21 protein-coding genes are annotated in these 21229 nt (G+C 55.8%); 10 read left to right on the top strand and 11 right to left on the bottom strand.

From position 1 onward, the window contains the following. The first annotated feature begins 89 nt into the window (after positions 1 to 89). Both plsC and ftsP read left to right on the top strand, forming a co-directional pair. Positions 90 to 827, top strand: a complete 738-nt coding sequence (gene plsC, locus M8370_RS09490; RefSeq protein WP_013098722.1) for a 1-acylglycerol-3-phosphate O-acyltransferase — start codon at positions 90 to 92, stop codon at positions 825 to 827. A 59-nt stretch (positions 828 to 886) separates the two neighbouring features. Then, positions 887 to 2299, top strand: coding sequence for a cell division protein FtsP (ftsP, locus tag M8370_RS09485; protein WP_013098721.1), 1413 nt, complete (start codon positions 887 to 889; stop codon positions 2297 to 2299). A 30-nt stretch (positions 2300 to 2329) separates the two neighbouring features. On the opposite strand, the gene M8370_RS09480 is transcribed toward ftsP, so the two are convergent. Further along, a complete protein-coding gene (locus tag M8370_RS09480) occupies positions 2330 to 3805 on the bottom strand; it encodes a TrkH family potassium uptake protein (RefSeq protein ID WP_013098720.1) in 1476 nt (491 codons plus the stop codon). 200 nt (positions 3806 to 4005) lie between these two features. On the opposite strand from M8370_RS09480, the gene M8370_RS09475 reads away from it, so the two are divergent. After that, positions 4006 to 6180 (top strand): YgiQ family radical SAM protein, encoded by a 2175-nt coding sequence (locus tag M8370_RS09475; RefSeq protein ID WP_038420579.1) that lies wholly within the window; start codon positions 4006 to 4008, stop codon positions 6178 to 6180. 85 nt (positions 6181 to 6265) lie between these two features. Here M8370_RS09475 and dkgA read toward each other — a convergent pair whose 3' ends face one another. Together dkgA and yqhD are read right to left on the bottom strand one after the other, a co-directional pair. Further along, positions 6266 to 7093: a 2,5-didehydrogluconate reductase DkgA gene (gene dkgA / locus M8370_RS09470; RefSeq protein ID WP_023619916.1), complete on the bottom strand. Its 828-nt coding sequence runs from the start codon at positions 7091 to 7093 to the stop codon at positions 6266 to 6268. A gap of 105 nt (positions 7094 to 7198) precedes the next feature. Further along, entirely contained in the window at positions 7199 to 8362 is a 1164-nt protein-coding gene (gene yqhD / locus M8370_RS09465) for an alcohol dehydrogenase (protein WP_250020819.1), read from the bottom strand. Between the two features lie 195 nt (positions 8363 to 8557). Here yqhD and M8370_RS09460 point away from each other — a divergent pair, with 195 nt between their 5' ends. Then, positions 8558 to 9457, top strand: a complete 900-nt coding sequence (locus M8370_RS09460) for an AraC family transcriptional regulator (protein ID WP_023619917.1) — start codon at positions 8558 to 8560, stop codon at positions 9455 to 9457. A gap of 45 nt (positions 9458 to 9502) precedes the next feature. Here the strand turns inward: M8370_RS09460 and yghB are convergent, their stop codons facing one another. After that, a complete protein-coding gene (gene yghB, locus M8370_RS09455) occupies positions 9503 to 10162 on the bottom strand; it encodes a DedA family general envelope maintenance protein YghB (protein WP_013098714.1) in 660 nt (219 codons plus the stop codon). Positions 10163 to 10304: 142 nt separating this feature from the next. Further along, complete coding sequence (metC, locus tag M8370_RS09450) at positions 10305 to 11492, bottom strand: cystathionine beta-lyase (RefSeq protein ID WP_250020812.1); 1188 nt, start codon at positions 11490 to 11492, stop codon at positions 10305 to 10307. A gap of 251 nt (positions 11493 to 11743) precedes the next feature. Between metC and exbB the strand changes: the two genes are divergently transcribed. Beyond that, the gene (gene exbB / locus M8370_RS09445) at positions 11744 to 12475 is read left to right on the top strand and encodes a tol-pal system-associated acyl-CoA thioesterase (RefSeq protein ID WP_013098712.1); all 732 of its coding nucleotides are present in this window, start codon (positions 11744 to 11746) and stop codon (positions 12473 to 12475) included. A gap of 6 nt (positions 12476 to 12481) precedes the next feature. Further along, positions 12482 to 12907, top strand: a complete 426-nt coding sequence (gene exbD, locus M8370_RS09440; RefSeq protein WP_014833267.1) for a TonB system transport protein ExbD — start codon at positions 12482 to 12484, stop codon at positions 12905 to 12907. Between the two features lie 42 nt (positions 12908 to 12949). Here the strand turns inward: exbD and M8370_RS09435 are convergent, their stop codons facing one another. Both M8370_RS09435 and M8370_RS09430 read right to left on the bottom strand, forming a co-directional pair. Continuing rightward, the gene (locus M8370_RS09435) at positions 12950 to 13399 is read right to left on the bottom strand and encodes a hypothetical protein (RefSeq protein ID WP_062856312.1); all 450 of its coding nucleotides are present in this window, start codon (positions 13397 to 13399) and stop codon (positions 12950 to 12952) included. Between the two features lies 1 nt (position 13400). Continuing rightward, on the bottom strand, positions 13401 to 13805 hold the full coding sequence (locus M8370_RS09430; protein WP_013098709.1) for a hypothetical protein: 405 nt from the start codon (positions 13803 to 13805) through the stop codon (positions 13401 to 13403). Positions 13806 to 13909: 104 nt separating this feature from the next. Here M8370_RS09430 and M8370_RS09425 point away from each other — a divergent pair, with 104 nt between their 5' ends. Beyond that, on the top strand, positions 13910 to 14413 hold the full coding sequence (locus tag M8370_RS09425; protein WP_013098708.1) for an ESA_00282 family adhesion-associated protein: 504 nt from the start codon (positions 13910 to 13912) through the stop codon (positions 14411 to 14413). A 72-nt stretch (positions 14414 to 14485) separates the two neighbouring features. Next, entirely contained in the window at positions 14486 to 14974 is a 489-nt protein-coding gene (locus M8370_RS09420) for a TIGR00645 family protein (RefSeq protein ID WP_013098707.1), read from the top strand. A 427-nt stretch (positions 14975 to 15401) separates the two neighbouring features. Here the strand turns inward: M8370_RS09420 and M8370_RS09415 are convergent, their stop codons facing one another. Next, positions 15402 to 16442: an aldo/keto reductase gene (locus M8370_RS09415; RefSeq protein ID WP_102751591.1), complete on the bottom strand. Its 1041-nt coding sequence runs from the start codon at positions 16440 to 16442 to the stop codon at positions 15402 to 15404. 246 nt (positions 16443 to 16688) lie between these two features. On the opposite strand from M8370_RS09415, the gene M8370_RS09410 reads away from it, so the two are divergent. Next, positions 16689 to 18236, top strand: coding sequence for a methyl-accepting chemotaxis protein (locus M8370_RS09410; RefSeq protein ID WP_250020810.1), 1548 nt, complete (start codon positions 16689 to 16691; stop codon positions 18234 to 18236). Positions 18237 to 18564: 328 nt separating this feature from the next. Next, complete coding sequence (locus M8370_RS09405; protein ID WP_224787910.1) at positions 18565 to 19203, top strand: DUF4225 domain-containing protein; 639 nt, start codon at positions 18565 to 18567, stop codon at positions 19201 to 19203. On the opposite strand, the gene M8370_RS09400 is transcribed toward M8370_RS09405, so the two are convergent. From M8370_RS09400 to yghU, 3 genes are all read right to left on the bottom strand, one after another. Then, positions 19181 to 19504, bottom strand: a complete 324-nt coding sequence (locus M8370_RS09400; RefSeq protein ID WP_038420575.1) for a hypothetical protein — start codon at positions 19502 to 19504, stop codon at positions 19181 to 19183. The genes M8370_RS09405 and M8370_RS09400 overlap by 23 nt on opposite strands. A 272-nt stretch (positions 19505 to 19776) precedes the next feature. Beyond that, a complete protein-coding gene (locus M8370_RS09395) occupies positions 19777 to 20109 on the bottom strand; it encodes a glycine zipper domain-containing protein (protein WP_013098702.1) in 333 nt (110 codons plus the stop codon). A gap of 160 nt (positions 20110 to 20269) precedes the next feature. Then, positions 20270 to 21139 carry a glutathione-dependent disulfide-bond oxidoreductase gene (gene yghU / locus M8370_RS09390; RefSeq protein WP_013098701.1) on the bottom strand — a complete coding sequence of 290 codons (870 nt, stop codon included), beginning with the start codon at positions 21137 to 21139 and terminating at the stop codon, positions 20270 to 20272. Positions 21140 to 21229: the final 90 nt, after the last annotated feature.

The raw sequence follows: 21229 nt of genomic DNA, 5'->3' as shown, positions 1-21229 counted from the left end.
TTGCGATTAACAATACGCGCTCGTAATAAAGTCCTTACCTGGCCACAGGTGAAGTATAATTGTCAGCTGTCAGGGCTTCAGAGGTCGCTATGCTATACATTGTTCGTCTTATTCTTACCGTTATCTACTGCATTCTGGTCTGTGTTTTCGGCTGCATCTATTGCCTGTTCAGCCCGCGTAACCCGAAGCATGTCGCCACCTTCGGCCACATGTTTGGTCGTCTTGCGCCGCTGTTTGGCCTGAAGGTTGAAAAGCGTCTGCCGGAAGGGGCGGAGAATTTCGGTAACGCCATCTATATCGCAAACCATCAAAATAACTACGATATGGTGACCGCCTCTAACATCGTGCTGCCGCCGACCGTGACGGTGGGTAAGAAGAGCCTGCTGTGGATCCCCTTTTTCGGCCAGCTCTACTGGCTGACGGGTAACCTGCTGATTGACCGTAATAACCGCGCAAAAGCGCACGGTACCATTGCGGAAGTGGTGAACCACTTCAAAAAGCGCCGCATTTCTATCTGGATGTTCCCGGAAGGCACGCGCAGCCGCGGTCGCGGTCTGCTGCCGTTTAAAACCGGGGCGTTTCATGCCGCAATTGCGGCGGGCGTTCCAATTATTCCCGTGTGTGTTTCCAATACATCGAATAAGATTAATCTTAACCGCCTGAATAACGGGCTGGTGATTGTCGAGATGCTGCCGCCGGTCGATACCAGCAAATACGGTAAAGATCAGGTCCGCGAGCTGGCAGCGCACTGCCGTGAACTGATGGTTCAGCATATTGCTCAGCTCGACAAAGAAGTCGCAGAGAGAGAAGCCGCCGGGAAGATCTAATCCGGCGTTAAAAGGGAAAACGAATTCCCGCGTTGTTAGTCGTTTCAGATGGAGCTTATATGTCACTCAGTCGGCGTCAGTTTATTCAGGCTTCAGGGATCGCCCTTTGTGCGGGTGCGATGCCGCTGACAGCCAGCGCCGCCGGGCAGCAACAGCCGCTGCCCATTCCGCCGTTGATTGAATCCCGTCGCGGGCAGCCGCTATTCCTGACGCTACAGCGAAGCCACTGGTCGTTTACCCAGGGAACCCGCGCGCCGGTCTGGGGCATTAACGGGCGCTACCTTGGGCCGACCATCCGCGTGTGGAATGGCGATGACGTAAAGCTCATCTACAGCAACCGCACGCCTGAAAATGTGGCGATGACCATCAGCGGGTTGCAGGTTCCCGGCCCGTTGATTGGCGGTGCCGCGCGCATGATGTCGCCTAACGCCGACTGGGCTCCCGTACTGCCGATCCGTCAGAGCGCGGCGACGCTGTGGTATCACGCTAATACCCCTAACCGCACTGCCCAGCAGGTTTATAACGGCCTGGCCGGGATGTGGCTGATAGAAGACGAGGTCAGTAAATCTCTGCCCATTCCAAACCACTACGGCGTGGATGATTTCCCGGTCATTATCCAGGACAAGCGTCTGGATAACTTTGGCACACCGGAATACAGCGAGCCGGGTAGCGGTGGCTTTGTTGGCGACACGCTGCTGGTCAACGGCGCGCAAAGTCCGTATGTCGAAGTCTCGCGCGGCTGGGTTCGCCTGCGTCTGCTGAACGCCTCTAACTCGCGCCGCTATCTGTTGCAGATGAGCGATGGCCGCCCGCTGCATGTGATCTCTGGCGACCAGGGCTTTTTACCGGCGCCGGTGTCCGTTAAACAGCTGGCGCTTGCCCCGGGTGAACGCCGTGAAATCCTCGTGGATATGACCAACGGCGATGAAGTCTCGGTGACCTGCGGCGAAGCGGCGAGCATTGTGGATCGCATTCGTGGCTTCTTTGAGCCGTCGAGCATTCTGGTCTCCACGCTGGTGCTGACCCTGCGCCCAACCGGCCTGCTGCCGCTGGTGACCGACAGCCTGCCCATGCGCCTGCTGCCGCAGGAGATCATGAGCGGTTCGCCGGTACGCAGCCGTGATATCAGCCTCGGCGACGACCCGGGCATCAACGGCGCGCTGTGGGACGTTAACCGTATCGACATTACCGCCCAGCAGGGCACCTGGGAGCGCTGGACCGTTCGCTCCGACATGCCGCAGTCGTTCCATATTGAAGGCGTGTCATTCCTGATCCGCAACGTGAACGGCGCGATGCCGTTCCCGGAAGACAGGGGCTGGAAAGACACCGTCTGGGTGGATGGTCAGGTTGAACTGCTTGTCTACTACGGCCAGCCTTCCTGGCCGCACTTCCCGTTCCTGTTCCACAGCCAGACGCTGGAGATGATGGACAGGGGCTCCGTAGGGCAAATGCTGGTTAACCCGGCGCCGTAAGCACAGCATTCCCGGTGCGCCGGGAATGCGTTATGCCCGCCAGAAAAAGCGCGAGCACAGGATCAACACCGGATAAATTTCCAGACGTCCTAAGATCATCGCCGCGCACATCAACAGCTTGGCTTCTTCCTTTAACGTCCCGAAGGTTGATGCCGTTTCGCCAAAGCCCAGCCCCATATTGTTGATACAGGCAGCCACCGTCGCAAATGATGTAAACAGGTCATAGCCCATCAGATTGAGCGCCCAGACGAAAAAGCCTGTGATCATCACGTAGAGAAAGAAGAAGCTCCATACCGAACGCAGGACGCGCTCATTCACCACGCTGTTGCCAACCTTGATGGTCAGCAGCGCCCGCGGATGCGCCAGCTGATTCATCTCCTGGATACTCTGCTTGAACATCATCAGAAAACGCAGGGCCTTAATCCCACCGCAGGTCGAACCCACGCAGCCACCAAAGAAGCTGGCGCTCAGCAGCAGGAATATGGTGTGGGCAGGCCAGTGGGCGTAATCGGCCGTTGAAAGGCCGTTATCGGTCATCATTGAGCTTGCCAGGAAGAAGGCGTGCACCAGACTGTCGAGAGGGTTATACATTCCCGCGTGCCAGACCTGCCAGGCGGTAATGGCGATAAGCACCGCGGCAGCGGCCAGAAAGAATCTCACCTCCGGGCTGCGGCGAATCGGCTTCAGCGTGCGTCTGACAAGGGCGACATACCAGAGGGTAAAGTTAAACGCCGAAAGCAGCGAAAAGGTGCCGGCGACAAGCTCAATCGCGTGGCTGTCATAAAAACCGATGCTCTCGCTGCGGGTTGAAAAGCCGCCCAGGGATACGGTGGACAGCCCGTGACAAACGGCATCAAAAAAGGGCATCCCCGCCAGCCAGTACGCCAGCGTGCAGGTTATCCCCAGCGCCAGATAGGTGACCCACAGGGTGCGTGCGGTATCGGCGAGTCGGGGCGTCAGACGCTCCTCTTTAAACGGGCCGGGCATTTCTGACTGGTACAGCTTCATGCCACCGATGCCCAGCAGCGGCAGGACCGCGACGGCCAGCACGATGACGCCCAGCCCGCCAATGAAATTGAGCTGCGCGCGATAATAGAGGTACGATTTGGGCAGGGCGCTGACGTCGCCGATCACCGTTGCGCCCGTGGTGGTGATCCCGGAAACGCCTTCAAAAAGTGCGTCAGCAAAGGAGAGTTGCAGGCCATCGTCCATCCAGAGCGGCATGGCGCTGATTAATGAGAACAGCAGCCAGAACAGGACGATAATCACGAATCCGTCGCGGGTGCGTAGCTGTATACCGGCGTGACGGGTTGCCCGCCAGGCCAGGCCGCCGAGGCTGAAAAAAGTCAAAAAGGTGGTCAAAAAAGCAAAATAGGTTCGCTCTTTATTCAGCAGAGCGATAACCATCGGCGGCAGCATAGACAGGCTGTACAGAAGAACCAGAAACCCGCAGAGATGAAGCACAACCCGCAGCTGGGAGACATGTAACGAATCGTTGAACTTCACAACAGAACTCCGCGCAAGAACCTGTTCCGGGGGAAAATCACCGGAAGTTAGAGTGAATATTATGAGCCAAAATAATCAGGGCGCTGTATTTTAACGACTTCTGTGAATATCTGTCTGCCTCTTGCATCCTTTTCTTCAAATCTGGCGGATGAACAGCGTATAATCCGGCTCCTTTTGTCTATTTTTTCTTCGGAAGCATTATGAGCGCAATTTCCCTGATCCAGCCGGATCGTGACCTTTTCTCGTGGCCCCAGTACTGGGCGGCCTGCTTTGGACCGGCGCCGTTCCTGCCGATGTCCCGGGAAGAGATGGACCAACTGGGCTGGGATAGCTGCGATATCATTCTGGTCACGGGCGATGCCTACGTTGACCACCCGAGCTTCGGTATGGCCATCTGCGGCCGCATGCTTGAAGCGCAGGGCTTCCGCGTGGGGATCATCTCCCAGCCAGACTGGAACAGCAAAGACGACTTTATGCGTCTGGGTAAACCGAACCTGTTCTTCGGCGTGACCGCCGGCAACATGGACTCGATGATCAACCGTTATACCGCCGACCGTAAGCTGCGCCATGACGATGCGTACACACCGGATAACGTGGCGGGCAAACGCCCTGACCGCGCCACGCTGGTCTACACCCAGCGCTGTAAAGAAGCCTGGAAAGATGTGCCGGTGATCCTGGGCGGCATCGAGGCGAGCCTGCGTCGTACCGCGCACTATGATTACTGGTCTGATACCGTGCGCCGCTCGGTGCTGGTGGACTCCAAAGCCGACATGCTGATTTACGGTAACGGCGAGCGTCCACTGGTAGAAGTGGCGCACCGTCTGTCGCAGGGCGAGCCGGTGAGCAGCATCCGCGACGTGCGCAACACCGCCATCATGGTGAAAGAAGCGCTGCCGGGCTGGCGCGGGGTGGATTCCCGCATCATCGATATGCCGGGCAAAATCGATCCTATCCCGCACCCGTATGGCGAAGATCTGCCGTGCGCCGATAACAAACCGGTTGAGCCAAAGAAAGCGGAAGCGAAGGCAATCGTCGTGCAGCCGCCGCGCCCGAAACCGTGGGAAAAGACCTATGTGCTGCTGCCGTCCTACGAGAAGGTGAAAGCCGATAAGGTGCTCTACGCCCACGCGTCCCGTATTCTGCACCATGAAACCAACCCCGGCTGTGCGCGTGCGTTGATGCAGAAGCACGGCGAGCGTTTTATCTGGATCAACCCACCGGCGATCCCGCTCTCCACCGAAGAGATGGACAGCGTCTTTGCGCTGCCGTACAAACGCGTGCCGCACCCGGCGTACGGCAACGCCCGTATCCCGGCGTATGAGATGATCCGCTTCTCGATCAACATTATGCGCGGCTGCTTCGGCGGCTGTTCCTTCTGCTCCATTACCGAGCACGAGGGGCGCATTATTCAGAGCCGTTCTGAAGATTCGATCATCAACGAGATCGAAGCCATTCGCGATACCGTGCCTGGCTTTACCGGGGTGATCTCCGACCTCGGCGGCCCAACGGCCAATATGTACATGCTGCGCTGTAAATCGCCGCGCGCGGAGCAAACCTGCCGCCGTCTCTCCTGTGTCTATCCGAGCATTTGCGAACATATGGACACCAACCACGAGCCGACGATCAACCTCTATCGCCGCGCGCGTGATCTGAAGGGTATCAAGAAAATCCTGATTGCCTCCGGGGTACGTTACGACATCGCTGTGGAAGATCCGCGTTACATCAAAGAGCTGGCGACGCACCACGTCGGTGGCTATCTGAAGATTGCGCCGGAGCACACCGAAGAAGGCCCGCTGTCGAAAATGATGAAGCCGGGGATGGGCAGCTACGATCGCTTTAAACAGCTGTTCGATACCTACTCAAAGCAGGCAGGGAAAGAGCAGTACCTGATCCCGTACTTCATCTCCGCCCACCCGGGTACGCGCGATGAAGACATGGTGAACCTGGCGCTGTGGCTGAAACAGCGTCGCTTCCGTCTGGATCAGGTGCAGAACTTCTATCCGTCACCGCTCGCCAACTCCACAACCATGTACTACACCGGCAAAAACCCGCTGAGTAAAATTGGTTACAAGAGTGAAGACGTGGTGGTGCCGAAAGGGGATAAACAGCGTCGTCTGCACAAAGCGCTGCTGCGCTACCACGATCCGGCTAACTGGCCGCTGATCCGCCAGGCGCTGGAAGAGATGGGGAAAAAGCATCTGATTGGCTCGCGTCGCGACTGTCTGGTGCCGGCACCAACGCTGGATGAGATGCGCGAAGCGCGTCGCCAGAACCGCCATACGCGCCCGGCGCTGACCAAGCATACGCCAATTGTGCATCAGCGTTCGAACGGTAGCGCGGGAACGAAAAAGAATGTGAAACGTAAGAGCGGCTAGTCTCATTGCCCGGTGGCGCTTCGCTTACCGGGCCTACAACTCAGATCGTAGGCCGGGCAAGGCGCAGCCGCCACCCGGCTTTTTACTACCCGCCAAACTGATCCGGATCGGGCCCTAAACGCTTGCCCTGATCCAGTTTCGCAATCTCGCCCAGCTCATCTTTATCCAGGCGGAAATCCCAGACGTCGAAGTTCTCGGCGATGCGCGATGGCGTGACCGATTTCGGGATCACCACCAGGCCGTTGTCCAGGTGCCAGCGAATGACAATCTGCGCCGGGGTTTTGCCATATTTATCCGCCAGATCGCGTATAATTTTCTGGTCGAACACCCCTTCACCGCCCTGAGCCAGCGGGCTCCAGGATTCGGTCTGGATTTTGTGTGTGGCGTTCCAGGCGTGAAGCTGGCGCTGCTGCATCAGCGGGTGCAGTTCAATCTGATTAATCACCGGTACAACGCCCGTTTCGTCAATCAGACGCTGCAGGTGATGAACCTGGAAGTTACAGACGCCGATGCTTTTCACCAGCCCCTCTTTTTGCAGTTCAATCATCCCTTTCCAGGCATCAACATAATGGTCGATAGCCGGAACCGGCCAGTGCATCAGATACAGATCGACGAAATCGAGCTGGAGTTTCTCCAGGCTCTCCTGCAGCGCTTCGCGCGGGCGCTTTTGGTCGTCGTTCCACAGTTTGGTGGTGATAAATAGGTCGTCACGGGGCATACCGGCGCTGGCCAGTGCTTTCCCCACGCCGTCCTCGTTTTTGTAGGCGGCGGCGGTATCAATGGACCGATAGCCGACTTCCAGTGCTTTATGAATGGCGGAGACGACCTCGTCGTTACCGGCTTTCCATACACCTAGCCCCAACTGGGGCATCACGTTGCCGTCCTGCAGCTTGATTACGGTTTGGTTTGCCATTTTTCCTCCTTCAGGTGCGCATCGCCGGAGGGGGACTCCGGCGATGGGGTGTGCATTAAGTCTGGACGAAATGTCAAAAAACGAAAGGCAGGATGCCAAAAACGCTTAGCGCGCCGCCTCGTAGATACGACGGCTAACGTCCAGCGTAATGTCGCCGTGTTCGCCCAGCTGAGTCATGCCGTGTTCTTCAAGTTTAGCCAGCAGGGCAGGGATAGAGCTGCCATCCAGACCATAGCCGGACAGACGCGTCGGCACGCCCAGGCCTTCAAAGAAGTTGCGGGTCGCTTCGATTGCCGCATCGATACGCGCGTCGTCAGAACCTTCGGTGATGTTCCAGACGCGTTCCGCGTACTGCAGCAGTTTGGCGCGTTTGGTATCACGTTTTTCGTTCCACAGGGCCGGCAGAACCACCGCCAGCGTCTGGGCGTGATCCAGACCGTGCATCGCCGTCAGTTCATGGCCCAGCATGTGGGTTGCCCAGTCCTGCGGCACGCCTGCGCCAATCAGGCCGTTCAGCGCCTGCGTTGCAGCCCACATCACGTTGGCACGCACGTCGTAGTTTTCTGGCTCTTTCAGCGCCTTCGGACCCTCTTCGACCAGCGTCAGCAGAATGCCTTCCGCAAAACGATCCTGAATTTTGGCATCCACCGGATAAGTCACGTACTGCTCAACGGTGTGAACAAAGGCGTCGACCACGCCGTTCGCGACCTGACGCGCGGGCAGGGTGTAGGTGTACACCGGATCGAGGATCGCGAATACGGGCTGAACGTGCTCGTTCATAAAGGCCTGTTTGTCTCCGGTGGTTTTACGGGAGATCACCGCGCCTTTGTTGGATTCAGAACCGGTGGCTGGCAGGGTCAGCACGGAGCCCATCGGGATCGCGCTTTTAATGTCGCTGCCGCGGGTTTCCAGGATATGCCATGGGTCGATACCGTCGGCGTAGTGTGCTGCCGCGGCGATGAACTTCGTGCCGTCCAGCACGGAACCCCCGCCGACAGCCAGCAGGAAGGTGATGTTTTCTTCGCGGGCGATTTTCACCGCGTTCATCAGCGTTTCATAAGAAGGGTTTGGCTCGATACCGCCAAACTCGCGTACGTCCAGACCTTCCAGTGCGCTGTAAACCTGATCCAGCACGCCGGTTTTTTTCACGCTGCCGCCACCGTAGGTGATCAGCACGCGGGCGTCAGCGGGGATCTGTGCACGCAGATCGGCGATAGCGCCTTTACCAAACAGGATGTGGGTTGGGGTATGGAGATTAAAATTATTCATGGCTCGTTCCCTATCGTGGGTGAAAAATCGTGGCGGCGCGGATGGCTACCTGATGCTGCACATTGTGGCTGCCCGGGGATATCCTCTCAATGCACATTCCTGCCGATGTCTTGCCCATTTCTACAGAGCACTGGAGAAACGTCAGGAAAATGCGCAGACTGTGAGGGTCGCAAACCGTACCCGGAGTAACGCTAAATGAACCGTGAAGCCATCTGTCTTCAGCTCACTTCGCAGATTAAGAGACTGATTGATAAGCAAAATAACCCAGGCGAACTGCTGCCGGATATTCGCCTGCTCTACGGGACGCAGCCGGGAACGCGGACGCCGGTGATGTATCAGCCGGGCATCGTTTTTCTCTTTTCCGGCCATAAAATTGGTTATATCAATGAACGCGTGTTCCGTTATGACACCAATGAATATCTGCTGCTGACAGTACCTTTACCCTTCGAATGTGAAACCTTCGCGACAGAGGAGGTACCGCTGGCGGGGATCCGCGTGAATGTCGATATTCTTCAGCTACAGGAGCTGCTGATGGACATTGGCGAAGACGAGCTTTTCCAGCCGTCAATGGCGGCGAGCGGCATTAACTCAGCCACGCTGTCAGAGGAGATCCTCTGTGCCATTGAGCGTCTGCTGGACGTGATGGAGAGACCGCTGGATGCGCGTATTCTGGGTAAGCAAATCATCCGCGAAATTCTCTATCATGTGCTGCTGGGGCCGGGTGGCGGGGCACTACTGGCGCTGGTCAGTCGGCAGACCCACTTCAGCCTGATAAGCCGCGTGCTCAAGCGCATCGAAAGCCAGTACACGGAAAACCTCAGCGTTGACCAGCTGGCGGCGGAAGCGAACATGAGCGTCTCGGCGTTTCACCACAACTTTAAGTCGGTGACCAGCACCTCGCCGCTGCAATACCTTAAAACCTACCGTCTGCATAAGGCGCGGATGCTGATGATCCACGACGGCATGAAGGCCAGCGCGGCGGCGATGCGGGTCGGATATGAGAGTGCGTCGCAGTTTAGTCGGGAGTTTAAGCGCTACTTCGGCGTCACGCCGGGGGAAGATGCGTCACGCATCCGAACCATGCAGGGAGTCTGACGGCAAACGTAGGCCGGGTAAGCGATAGCGCCACCCGGCTTTTATTTATGCACTGCAGTACTTCTTCTTAATCACCACCGCAATCGTTCCCACCAGTCCAGCCACCAGCAGGAACATCGGCAGCACCATCAGGAAGGTCATTACCTGGTCTTCATGGTGCTTCACAAACGGGATCATGTTCAGCGCATAGCCGAGAGTGGTAACGACACCCACCCATAACAACGCGCTCAGCCAGTTAAAGAACTGGAAGCGGCGGTTCGACAGGCCGGAAATGCCTGCCATGGTGGGCAGCAGGGTGCGAACAAAGGCCAGAAAACGCCCGGCCAGCAAGGCCAGCAGGCCATGCCTGTCAAACATGCAGGTCGCACGCTGATGGTATTTATGCGGTAGCTGCGCCAGCCAGCCCTTCACGACGCGCGTGTTGCCGAGCCAGCGGCCCTGCAGATAGCTCAGCCAGCAGCCCAGGCTTGCCGCGGAGGTGAGGATCACCATGGTCGGCGCGAAGTCCATGACACCTTTACCGATTAACGCCCCCGCAAGCAAAAGGAGGCTATCACCGGGTAAAAATGAGGCTGGCAGTAATCCATTTTCCAGAAACAGGGTCGCGAACATCACGAAATAGACGATACCTACAACGTGAGGATCGGTCAGTGCGGCGAAGTCGTGTTGCCAGAGCGCCGCGATAATATCTTGAATAACAGCCATGGACTTTCCTGTGGAACAACAGATATAGCACTATTGTACTCCCTTATTTGCCCGATGGGGTTGATCGCGGGCGCAACTAATGCAGACTTTTCTGGTGGCGGTGTCCACAAAAGCATCCATGGAGTACATGTTTGCCAGCACTCTACACGATACGCGCAAACCCTGCTGCTAAATCGGCAACTAAATCGTCCGCGTTTTCTAAACCGATATGCAGGCGAATCAGGGTGCCGCTGAAGTCCACTTCACCGCCAGGGCGCAGGGCCGCAATCTGCTCCGGCTGATTAGGCAGGATCAGGGATTCAAACCCGCCCCAGGAGTAGGCCATGCTGAAGAGGGTAAAATTATCCAGATAGCTTGCCAGCTCGTCATTATTCAGCCGTTTTTTTAGAACGAATGAGAACAAACCGCTGCTGCCCGTAAAGTCTCGTTGCCAGAATTCATGCCCTTTACTGCCCGGCAGTGCCGGATGGTTGACGCGCTCAACCTGCGGGTGCTGCGCCAGCCACTCAGCTATCTTCAGGCTGCTTTCGTGATGCTGACGCAGGCGCACCCCCAGCGTGCGGATGCCTCGGCTGGTCATGTAGGCGGTATCGGCATCGACCATCTGCCCCATCAGGTAGGCATTTTCCCGCAGCTGATCCCAGCAGCGGGCGTTAGAAACGGCCGTGCCGATCATCCCGTCTGAGTGGCCAATCAGATATTTGGTCGCCGCCTGAATGGAGATATCAATGTCGAATTCCAGCGCTTTAAACAGCACGCCTGCCGCCCAGGTGTTGTCGATCATGATAATCGCCTCTGGTGCTTTGCTGCGCACGGCTTTCACAATGGCCGGCACGTCGTGTACTTCCATGGTGATCGAACCCGGAGATTCCAGGAACACAATGCGCGTGTTGGGCTGAATAAGCTCTGCGATGCCTTCGCCAATCAGCGGATCGAACCAGCCCGTGGTTACGCCGAATCGGGAGAGGATTTTGGTGCAGAAATCCTGACTCGGTTCATAGGCGGTGTTGGTCATCAGAATATGGTCGCCCTGTTCCACGAACGCGAGAATGGTGTTGGCGACTGCCGCCGCACCGCACGGAAACAGCGCGCAGCCTGCGCCGCCTTCCAGCTCGCACATGGCTTCCTGCAGTGAGAAGTGGGTTAGCGTGCCACGACGTCCGTAAAACAGCCCGCCTTTGGCGCGGTTACGCGTGGCGATTTTTTTGTCCTCTACGGTATCAAACACCAGCGAGGAGGCCCGTTGGATCACGCTGTTCACCGAACCCTGAGTATATTTCTTGCTGCGCCCGGCCTGTACCAGCGTGGTATCAAGATGCTTCTTGGTCATGTTCGCTAACCCTGTTTTTATACGTCTGGACGTCCAGACTACCACGAATGTGAAAATCTGCACCCGGATGCTTATCGAATAAGCAGAAAATATTAGCAAAAAACCGCATAAGAAATTTTTACTGCGTAAGCGCAAGGAATATGAGCGAAAATTGCGGCACTATGTAAATAGTAATGAGAACGACTATCAATTCGACGATGTTTTGATATTATTACGTTCAGATTTTGTGATTTGCGTCCTGGAGATACAGAGTGGGTAATAATTTGATGCAGACGGATCTCTCCGTTTGGGGCATGTATCATCATGCTGACATCGTGGTTAAGATTGTGATGATCGGCCTGATTCTGGCGTCCGTGATCACGTGGGCTATCTTCTTTGGCAAGAGCGCCGAGCTGATTTCTCAGAAGCGCCGCCTCAAGCGTGAGCAACAGCAGCTGGCTGAAGCCCGCTCTCTGGATCAGGCGTCTGACATGACCTCATCCTTCCACGCGAAAAGCCTTACCACCCTGTTAGTTAACGAAGCGCAAAACGAGCTGGAACTCTCCGCAGGCAGTGAAGATAACGAAGGTATTAAAGAACGTACCGGCTTCCGTCTGGAGCGTCGCGTCGCCGCCGTGGGCCGTCATATGGGCCGGGGCAATGGATATCTGGCGACCATCGGGGCCATCTCGCCGTTCGTGGGGCTGTTCGGTACGGTCTGGGGCATCATGAACAGCTTTATCGGGATTGCGCAAACCCAAACGACGAACCTGGCGGTAGTTGCACCGGGTATCGCCGAAGCGCTGCTGGCGACCGCTATCGGTCTGGTTGCGGCGATCCCTGCGGTGGTTATCTATAACGTCTTCGCACGCATGATTGGCAGCTATAAAGCCACTCTCGGTGACGTCGCCGCGCAGGTTCTGCTGCTGCAAAGCCGCGATCTTGATCTGAATGCCAGTGCCGCTAAACCGGTGCACGCGGCGTCCAAACTGCGCGTAGGTTAATGAATTATGGCAATGCGTCTTAATGAAAATCTGGACGATAACGGCGAAATGCATGAAATCAACGTGACGCCGTTTATCGACGTTATGCTGGTTCTGCTGATTATCTTCATGGTTGCTGCGCCGCTGGCGACGGTCGACGTGAAGGTAAACCTGCCGGCCTCGTCCAGCCAGCCGCAGCCGCGCCCGGAAAAGCCCATCTATCTGTCGGTGAAAGCAGATAAATCGATGTTCCTCGGCAACGACCCGGTGACGGCTGACTCTGTCATCCCGGCGCTGGATCAGCTCACTGGCGGTAAGAAAGACACGACGGTCTTCTTCCGTGCGGATAAAACCGTTGATTACGAGACCATGATGAAGGTCATGGATACGCTGCATCAGGCGGGTTATCTGAAGATTGGACTGGTCGGCGAAGAGAAAGCGGCCGCGAAATAACGAAGAAGCTGGCGAAAGCCGGCTTTTTTTATGCCTGTCGGGTTATTCGTGTTTGTTATCCGTCGACGCGGGAGAGAGGGCTGCCAGCACGTCCTCGTCAAGCGCGACGCTGGTGACGTTTGAGGTACGATACTCGCCGTCGGACAGTTTGCGCGTCAGGCGCAGGGTTGCGGTTTCTCTGGCCAGCAGATACTGATAATTGGCCTCCAGACGCCCCAGAAGCTTCTCTTTCAGCTCGGGCCGTTGTTCGATGATGGCATTCATCACGGCGCCGTAAATCTCTTCCTTGACCTGTAAGGGATAAATCTCGCGGCGGTTCTGCCATTTCAGGCGCACCAGCGTCGCCGGAATGGAAACCAGATCCTGGGTAATACGCGTCATCTCGGCGTTTTTGGTGTTACGCAAAGCCTCGAGATTTTGCTTTAAGATAAATTCGTCACTTTTTTTCTCATCTAAAGTCAAATAGACATCGTTATCTTTAACGTCTTTCACATTAATCTTCCCCCAGGTTATAAAAAATAGGGTTGTTTTTTTCTCGCGTAATTAGATTAAGCCAAATTTCATTGCCCGCTTCATTTATTTCTTTGGTCTTTTCGGCCATTATTTGACTTAGTTTCTGGGCATCTATTTCGCCTTCTGCCTGCAGGTCATTCAACAGGTGGACAAAGGCTTCAATTTTGATGGCGCGAAATAAGCGATCCTTTATATGACGATCGTGCTCTTCCAGCAACATATTACGGGATTTGCCGCTACGGGAGACACCAATTAATATGTCAGGCTCAAAATCAGCGAGCTTTCTTTTTCCCTGAGTGAAATTAGCCTCTTTTTCTGCTTCCGTCGGTTGCTGTTCCACAGGCGTGATGTGGTACTTAGCCGGGACGAGATAGTCGGGCAACATTTTTTAATTTCCTTTAATTTCAACAAGGTGGGGAAGATAAAGGCGTGAGATTCGTTGACAATATCATGAGGCAATTTTAAAATCAAAAAAAATGGAGCCAACCCATGAACAGCATCTTTTTTACGGTCATTACATTACTATTACTGACCGCTGGTGTTCTTTTATTGATGCAGGAGTTCAATAAAACGAAAGAGTCGAAAGACACCAGTGAAACCCCACAGCCTGAACTGATGACTAAAGAGGAAGGTGAAGACCATTTCTCTGTTTTGATGAACTCGGTGACGCCGGTTTGGTACTGGCGGGTGAACCATGAATATATCGACTTTTTGCACGCGACAATAAAGCGGATGAAAATGTCGGAAATTAATGACACGCCGGGCCTGTTTGAAGCGCAGCGTCGCTGCAGTGACCTGAATTCAGCGGTCTATAAATATTACGACAATATCAAAAAGCGCTGTCTGAATGGTGAGAAGGTCTCGTATTCCGATTTAGACGTATTAAACCTGCGTCAGTGCTTTCGCGAGTTCAGCCTGGAAGCCTATCCGGAGCTGGTGGTGCTGGTCTGGCCGGAGTATGCGCGCCCTGAGGTGGATCCTGACAACGTGTAATGGTTAGTTGTTGCAAACAGTCAGCGCCGTTGCGATATACTGAGTGCTGGTTTCGTTTGCAGACAGGACTTTATGGAACGCTTCTTTGAAAACGCTATGTACGCCTCGCGCTGGATACTGGCACCCGTCTATTTTGGCCTTTCGCTGGCGCTGATTGCGCTCACGATTAAGTTCTTCCAGGAAATCTTGCATGTTCTGCCGAACATCTTTTCCATTGCCGAAGCAGATTTGATTCTGGTTCTGCTGTCACTGGTGGATATGACGCTGGTGGGCGGCTTACTGGTGATGGTGATGTTCTCTGGCTATGAGAATTTTGTCTCCCAGCTTGATATCGACGCGCGTAAAGAAAAGCTGAGCTGGCTGGGCAAAATGGATGCCACGTCGCTGAAGAATAAAGTGGCCGCCTCGATTGTGGCGATCTCCTCCATTCACCTGTTACGCGTGTTCATGGACGCAAAGAATGTCCCGGACAACAAACTGATGTGGTATGTCATTATCCATCTCACGTTTGTGCTTTCGGCGTTTGTGATGGGGTATCTGGATAAGATCAGCAAGAAGTAATTTCCTTCTTAACCACCCTCTCCCTGTGGGAGAGGGCGGGGGTGAGGTGGAACATACGGCTGTGGAGGTCATTCCGTTCACTTTATGTTCCTTGCTACTCTGTAACAACATGACCCGTGAACGTGCCAGGGTGGCTCAATCGCCGCCGCCCTGGCGACCCGGGCTCCCGGCGGTAAATCGCCGCTTCGCGGTGCCTTCGGCTTATTCCTTCCGGCTTATCGGGGACGGGCGGATGTAACGTCCCTGTAAAGCCGCCCTCTCGGCGCATCCATGCGCCTCGCCCCGGCCTGCAGGAAACGCCTCAGCGATTTACAGCCGGACCAGGGCATCGCTGAATGCTCTCAGTCATTCTGAGAGCAGTGTTATCGCTTATGGTTAAAAATTACTGGGGAACCCTCCGCCCTGTGGGAGAGGGCAACAGGCCGCACTATTTATCCGACGACGCCTGCCACAGATTCAACTCTCCATCCGCAACATGCTTATCAATGCGTATCAGCTCCTCTTCGCTAAAGCGCAGGTTTTTCAGCGCCTGAACGTTCTCTTCCAGCTGTTCCGGGTGGCTCGCACCAATCAGCACGGACGTTACGCGCTCATCTTTCAGCAGCCAGCTTAGCGCCATCTGCGCCATTGTCTGACCACGTGCCTGTGCCATCTCATTGAGCAAGCGCAGACTGTTCAGATTGGCTTCGGTCAGCATCTTCTGCGTCAGCCCGCGCACTTTATTCCCCTCGCGCTGCATCCGCGAACCTTCAGGAATACCGTTGAGGTATTTTCCGGTCAGCAACCCCTGCGCCAGTGGGGTAAACGCAATACAGCCAGTACCGTTTTGCTTTAGCGTCTCCAGCAGGCCGGTTTTATCCACCCAGCGGTTAAGCAGGTTGTACGACGGCTGATGGATGAGCAGTGGGATTTTCCATTCGCGAAGCAGGTCAGCCATTTTCTGCGTGCGCGCCGTTGAATAGGACGAAATTCCGACATACAGCGCTTTACCGCTCTGCACCGCATGGGCCAGCGCGGCAGCGGTCTCTTCCATCGGCGTGTTCTCGTCCACGCGATGGGAATAGAAAATATCCACATATTCCAGACCCATACGCTTCAGGCTCTGGTCGAGGCTGGCGAGCAGATATTTGCGCGAGCCGCCCGAGCCATACGGTCCCGGCCACATGTCGTAACCCGCTTTGGTGGAGATAATCAGCTCGTCGCGACAGGCGGCAAAATCCTCCCGCAGCAGGCGACCAAAGTTCTCTTCCGCGCTCCCCGCAGGCGGGCCGTAGTTATTGGCAAGATCGAAATGGGTGATACCGAGGTCGAAGGCTTTACGCAGTAGCGCACGCTGGGTGTCGAGCGGCTGAACGTGGCCGAAGCTATGCCACAGGCCAAGCGACAGCGCAGGCAGGCGCAGCCCGCTTTTGCCACAGTAGCGGTACTGCATATTTTCATAACGGCCGGGGTTAGGGTGCCAGGACATGATGTCTCCTTTCTTATCGATGAATTTTCGAAACAGCGTTTTCATTCTTTGATTATCAAACCATAAATCTGCTCGTGAAGCGATGTCGCGGCGGGAAAGGCCTCTAAGCGTTAATCGGTGCTGTGGTACCTGTGAAGCCACGCTAACGAAAAATAGTTACAAAAGGTTATAATTTCCTCGTTTCCTGCCGATAACGAGAGTAGTACTCGCCTCTGGGCGAACTCACCCTCACGGCAAGGAATACTTATGAACATGCTCCGTAATTTCACGATCCGTTTCGTCATGCTGACGATCCTGGGGATCTTTTGTTTAATGTGGGCAGGCGTTGGACTCTACAGCACCTGGTCCCTCTCTCGCGTTTCGGATGGCAATGAAGTCGATCGCCAGCTGGTGAAACAGATGACCATACTCAGCGAGGGCAACGATCAGTATTTCCGCTTTGTCACCCGACTGAGCCGCGCGATGGAAGTCAAAGCCGCCGGCGGTACACCGGATCTGGCCTCCGCCCAGCAGGCGCTGGATAACATGGGCAAAAAACTGGCCGAGATGAAAGCGATCTCTCCGGGTCCGATGGATGAACAGGTCTCCTCCCGGGTGATCGGCACCTGGCAGGCGCTGCTCGAGCAGGGCGTTACGCCACAAATGCAGCAGGCGAAGCTGGGTGCGCTGGATGGTTATCGCCAGCAGGCTAATAACGTCACGCCACAGCTGAGCCGTGCGTTTGGTGCGGCCGCTGAGGAGTTCAATAACGCCGCTGCGAAGGCCCTCGACAGTACCCGCGTAGTGGTGGATGGCCTGACCAGCATGACCCGCACGGTGATTATTGCCGCCACCGTGATTGGTCTGCTGATCCTGCTCTTTAGCGACCGTTACCTGGTGGCGATGCTGGTGAAACCGCTGGACCGAATTCGTCAGCAGTTCCGCCAGATTGCGCAGGGCGATCTCAGCCAGCCCATTGAACCGTTTGGTCGTAACTGTGTGGGACAGCTGGTGCCGTTGCTGAGTGCCATGCAGGACAGCCTGCGCGAGGCGGTCAGCACGATCCGCGCGGGCAGTGAAAATATCTGGCGCGGGGCGACCGAGATCTCCAGCGGTAACAACGATCTCTCCTCCCGTACCGAAGAGCAGGCAGCCGCGCTGGAAGAGACAGCAGCCAGCATGGAGCAACTCACTGCCACCGTGAAGCTGAACGCCGAAAGCGCACGTCAGGCAAGCCAGCTGGCGGATGTGGCATCGACCACGGCCAGCCGCGGTGGCTCGCTGGTGGAGGAGGTGGTGACCACCATGAGCGGTATTTCCGACAGCTCGAAGAAAATTGCTGAAATCACCACCGTGATTAACAGTATCGCCTTCCAGACCAATATCCTGGCGCTCAACGCAGCAGTGGAAGCGGCGCGAGCGGGTGAGCAAGGCCGTGGCTTTGCCGTGGTGGCAGGTGAGGTGCGTAATCTGGCCAGCCGCAGCGCCAACGCGGCGAAAGAGATTGAAGGGCTGATTGCCGATTCCGTCGCTCGCGTCGAGCAGGGGGCTCAACTGGTGAACGACACGGGGACCACCATGGAAGCGATTCTGCGCGATGTAACGGAAGTGACCACCATCATGAAGCAGATTGCGTCAGCCTCTGAGGAGCAAAGCAAAGGCATTTCCCAGGTCGGGGTTGCCATTACGCAGATGGACGGTGTGACCCAGCAAAACGCCTCGCTGGTGGAGCAGGTCTCCGCCGCGGCAGCGGCACTTGAGCGGCAGACCGAAGAGCTTCAGCGTTCGGTGCAGAAGTTCCGCCTCACGGCATAACATGTAAAGGCCGCCTCGTGCGGCCTTTCACCGGATTGTTCTCAGGAATGTGGTGGCAAGTTTTCACTCAGTGGGCGACGGACAGGGGAATTTCAACGCTATTATTTGTTGTCAAAAATCGTTTCGGGAATATGCTTTCAAAAACCGATAAGCGAGGCAATAAATGGACACGTTGCTTTTACCCGGCCAGAACCCCCGTGCCTGGGCAGAAACTATGATCAACCTGGAGGCCAGGAAACTGGTTAATACGGCCAATACGGTAGCGGCTATGCATCTTCAGGATGGTTTTATCCGGATTCAGTTTGTAGATGAGATCAGGGCATTCATCATGGCTCAATTTGAGGCCGCACGCCGGGCAAAAACGGATGATGACTGTATGGCCTGTCTGCAGGCATTGCGTGCTGAGAATACCAGTCTGCTTGAACAGTCCCGTGCTCTTAAAACCGGCTATGCAAAACTCTATGCCGAGGTGAAGGTTGTCCGGGACGAGAACAAAATTGTGGGCTACATCATCTCGGCTGTTGACGTGGTGGTAGCAGGGGCGGCTATCTTTGGCGGGATCGTCATGATGTCCTCCATGACGCCGGTGGGCGTGGTGGCCGGTGCCGTGATTGTTGTTAACGGGCTTAACACTATTTCACGTGAGGCCGCACACAACCTCCTCGGTGATAAGCAAACGGAGGGAATTTTCGCTGACGGCTCGATGGAGGTCGCAGAATTCCTGGGCTTCAGCCGGCAGCAAGGGCTGGGGACCTATAAGGCTGTCACGCTCTTCAGTGAAGTCTACGGCGCGTATGGTCTGAGGCTGAAACCCGAAGCACAACGGCTGTGGTACTGGACCAGGCCCGATTTCTTCAGGAAAGTATCTGATACGCCACGTCCCGCGATGGCGCTTAAAATTGCGGGATGGGGTGTTAAAGCCAAAGTGGCGCTTGATTTACTGACTATCGAGCCTGCCGGGAAATAGTCTTTTGCAGGCGGAATGCTTTCCAGCCCAGAACTGGTGGAAAGGTCACCCAGGCGATGATCAGGACAACAAGGGAACTCATGCCCCCGGAAAGAATGTGTGTCCGGCTGCCGATGATAAGGGTGACCAGCATAACCAGAACCAGCGCGACCGTGACCCATACCGAAACCCGGAAGCGCCGTGAGAGCGCATCGATGAGATGCTGCATTGTGCCTCCGGCTGCTGTGAGTCGGCCCTGTAAATTGTCTACTTCGCTTTTGCTGAAACCCGCCTCAAGCAGGTCTTTCTCACTGATAGCCATCACGTCCTCCCTAATCAGGCGAAAGTATACTGTATCAGACCAATAATCCCCAGGTGACCAGCGTAAGCAAAATAAAAGAAATTACGGAGAATGGACGCTGAAAACTTACCGAAGAAAGTTCAGTACATAAGGAAACCGCAAGCAGGGGGCTACCCGTAACGATTGCGGCAATACTTCCTGTTTCTCAATCGGAACCGAGAGAATATAAAAACCCAGCGTAATAGCTGGGTTTCTTTATCATATCGGTTTGAAATGCAGACCTACGGCGTTTATCAGTGCGTCGCTTCACCAATCAGCGCGCCTGAACCCGCACCCACAGCGGCACCTTTCAGTACGCTGTTGCCCGTTACGGCAGCGGCACCTGCACCAACAACAGCGCCTACGGCACCGCCTTTACGCGCGGCTTTACCTTTGTCACCGTTTTTGAACATCGCACCCGTGCCTGCACCTACGACCGCGCCGCCTACGGTGGATTTCAGATCTTTACCTGTGGCCGCCCCAATCGCCGCGCCTGCTACCGCACCGGCGGCGGTTTTATCCATCGCCATACCTGAGGTAGAAAAAAGAAGGATGCTGATCACCAGCGCTGTATTGATTGATTTCATAACAAATCCTTTGTGACTGCTGTCGGTTGAAACGTCGCTTCTCGCCGTCTGGCTGGAGAAAAACGTCCGCATAGTGCCAGTAATACCGGCCCAACCCTTAAGCTAATCATGCCCTGGGCAAGGATTTGCCTGGCCGGGCGGTTACCCGCCCGGCAGTGCATCACGCCTGACGCTTATCTTCGGTTTTGGTCTCGAAGTCGCTCGCCGCGTGGCGTTCGTGGAGTTGCTCGTTAAGCTCACCGTTGGTGCGGTTCACAATCCGTCCGCGCTTCACGGCAGGGCGGTTCGCTACGTCTTTCGCCCAGCGCTGGACGTTGGTGTACTTCTCTGCGTCCAGGAACTCGGCGGCGTTGTAGACGCTGCCCAGCGCCACGCAGCCAAACCACGGCCAGACCGCCATATCGGCGATGGTGTATTCTTCACCCGCCACGTAACGGCCGCGGGCGAGCTGTTTATCCAGCACGTCGAACAGGCGCTTGGCTTCCATCGTGAAGCGGTCAATCGCGTACTCGATCTTCACCGGCGCATAGTTGTAGAAATGGCCGAAACCGCCACCGAGGAACGGGGCCGCGCCCTGCAGCCAGAACAGCCAGTTCAGGGTTTCCGTGCGGCCAGCCGGATCTTTTGGCAGGAAATGCCCGAACTTCTCTGCCAGATAGAGCAGGATGTTTCCGGATTCAAATACGCGCGTTGGCGGGGTGGTGGAGTGGTCACGAAGCGCCGGTATTTTCGAGTTCGGGTTCACCTCAACAAAGCCACTGGAGAACTGATCGCCTTCACCGATGCGGATCAGCCACGCGTCGTACTCCGCGCCCGTTACGCCCAGCGCCAGCAGCTCTTCGAGCATGATCGTCACTTTCTGGCCGTTCGGCGTGCCCAGGGAGTAAAGCTGCAGCGGGTGCGAACCGACGGGCAGATCTTTCTCATGCGTGGCACCAGAAACAGGACGGTTGATGTTGGCGAACGCCCCGCCGCCGTTCTTTTTCCATTCCCACACTTTGGGTGGCTGATAGGTATTTTCGTCTGACATGTTGGCCTGCCTTTTTTGTGATGTGTTGAGGCAGTGTAGCAGGAGATGAATAGACCGTTTAACGAACTGAGCGCAAAGGTCAGGGGAGGT

This window comes from Enterobacter cloacae complex sp. OE43NF (assembly GCF_023544405.1).
Lineage (GTDB): Bacteria > Pseudomonadota > Gammaproteobacteria > Enterobacterales > Enterobacteriaceae > Enterobacter > Enterobacter cloacae.
Note: the sequence above shows the minus strand (reverse complement) of the source record. Positions and strands in the feature narration are given on the sequence as shown.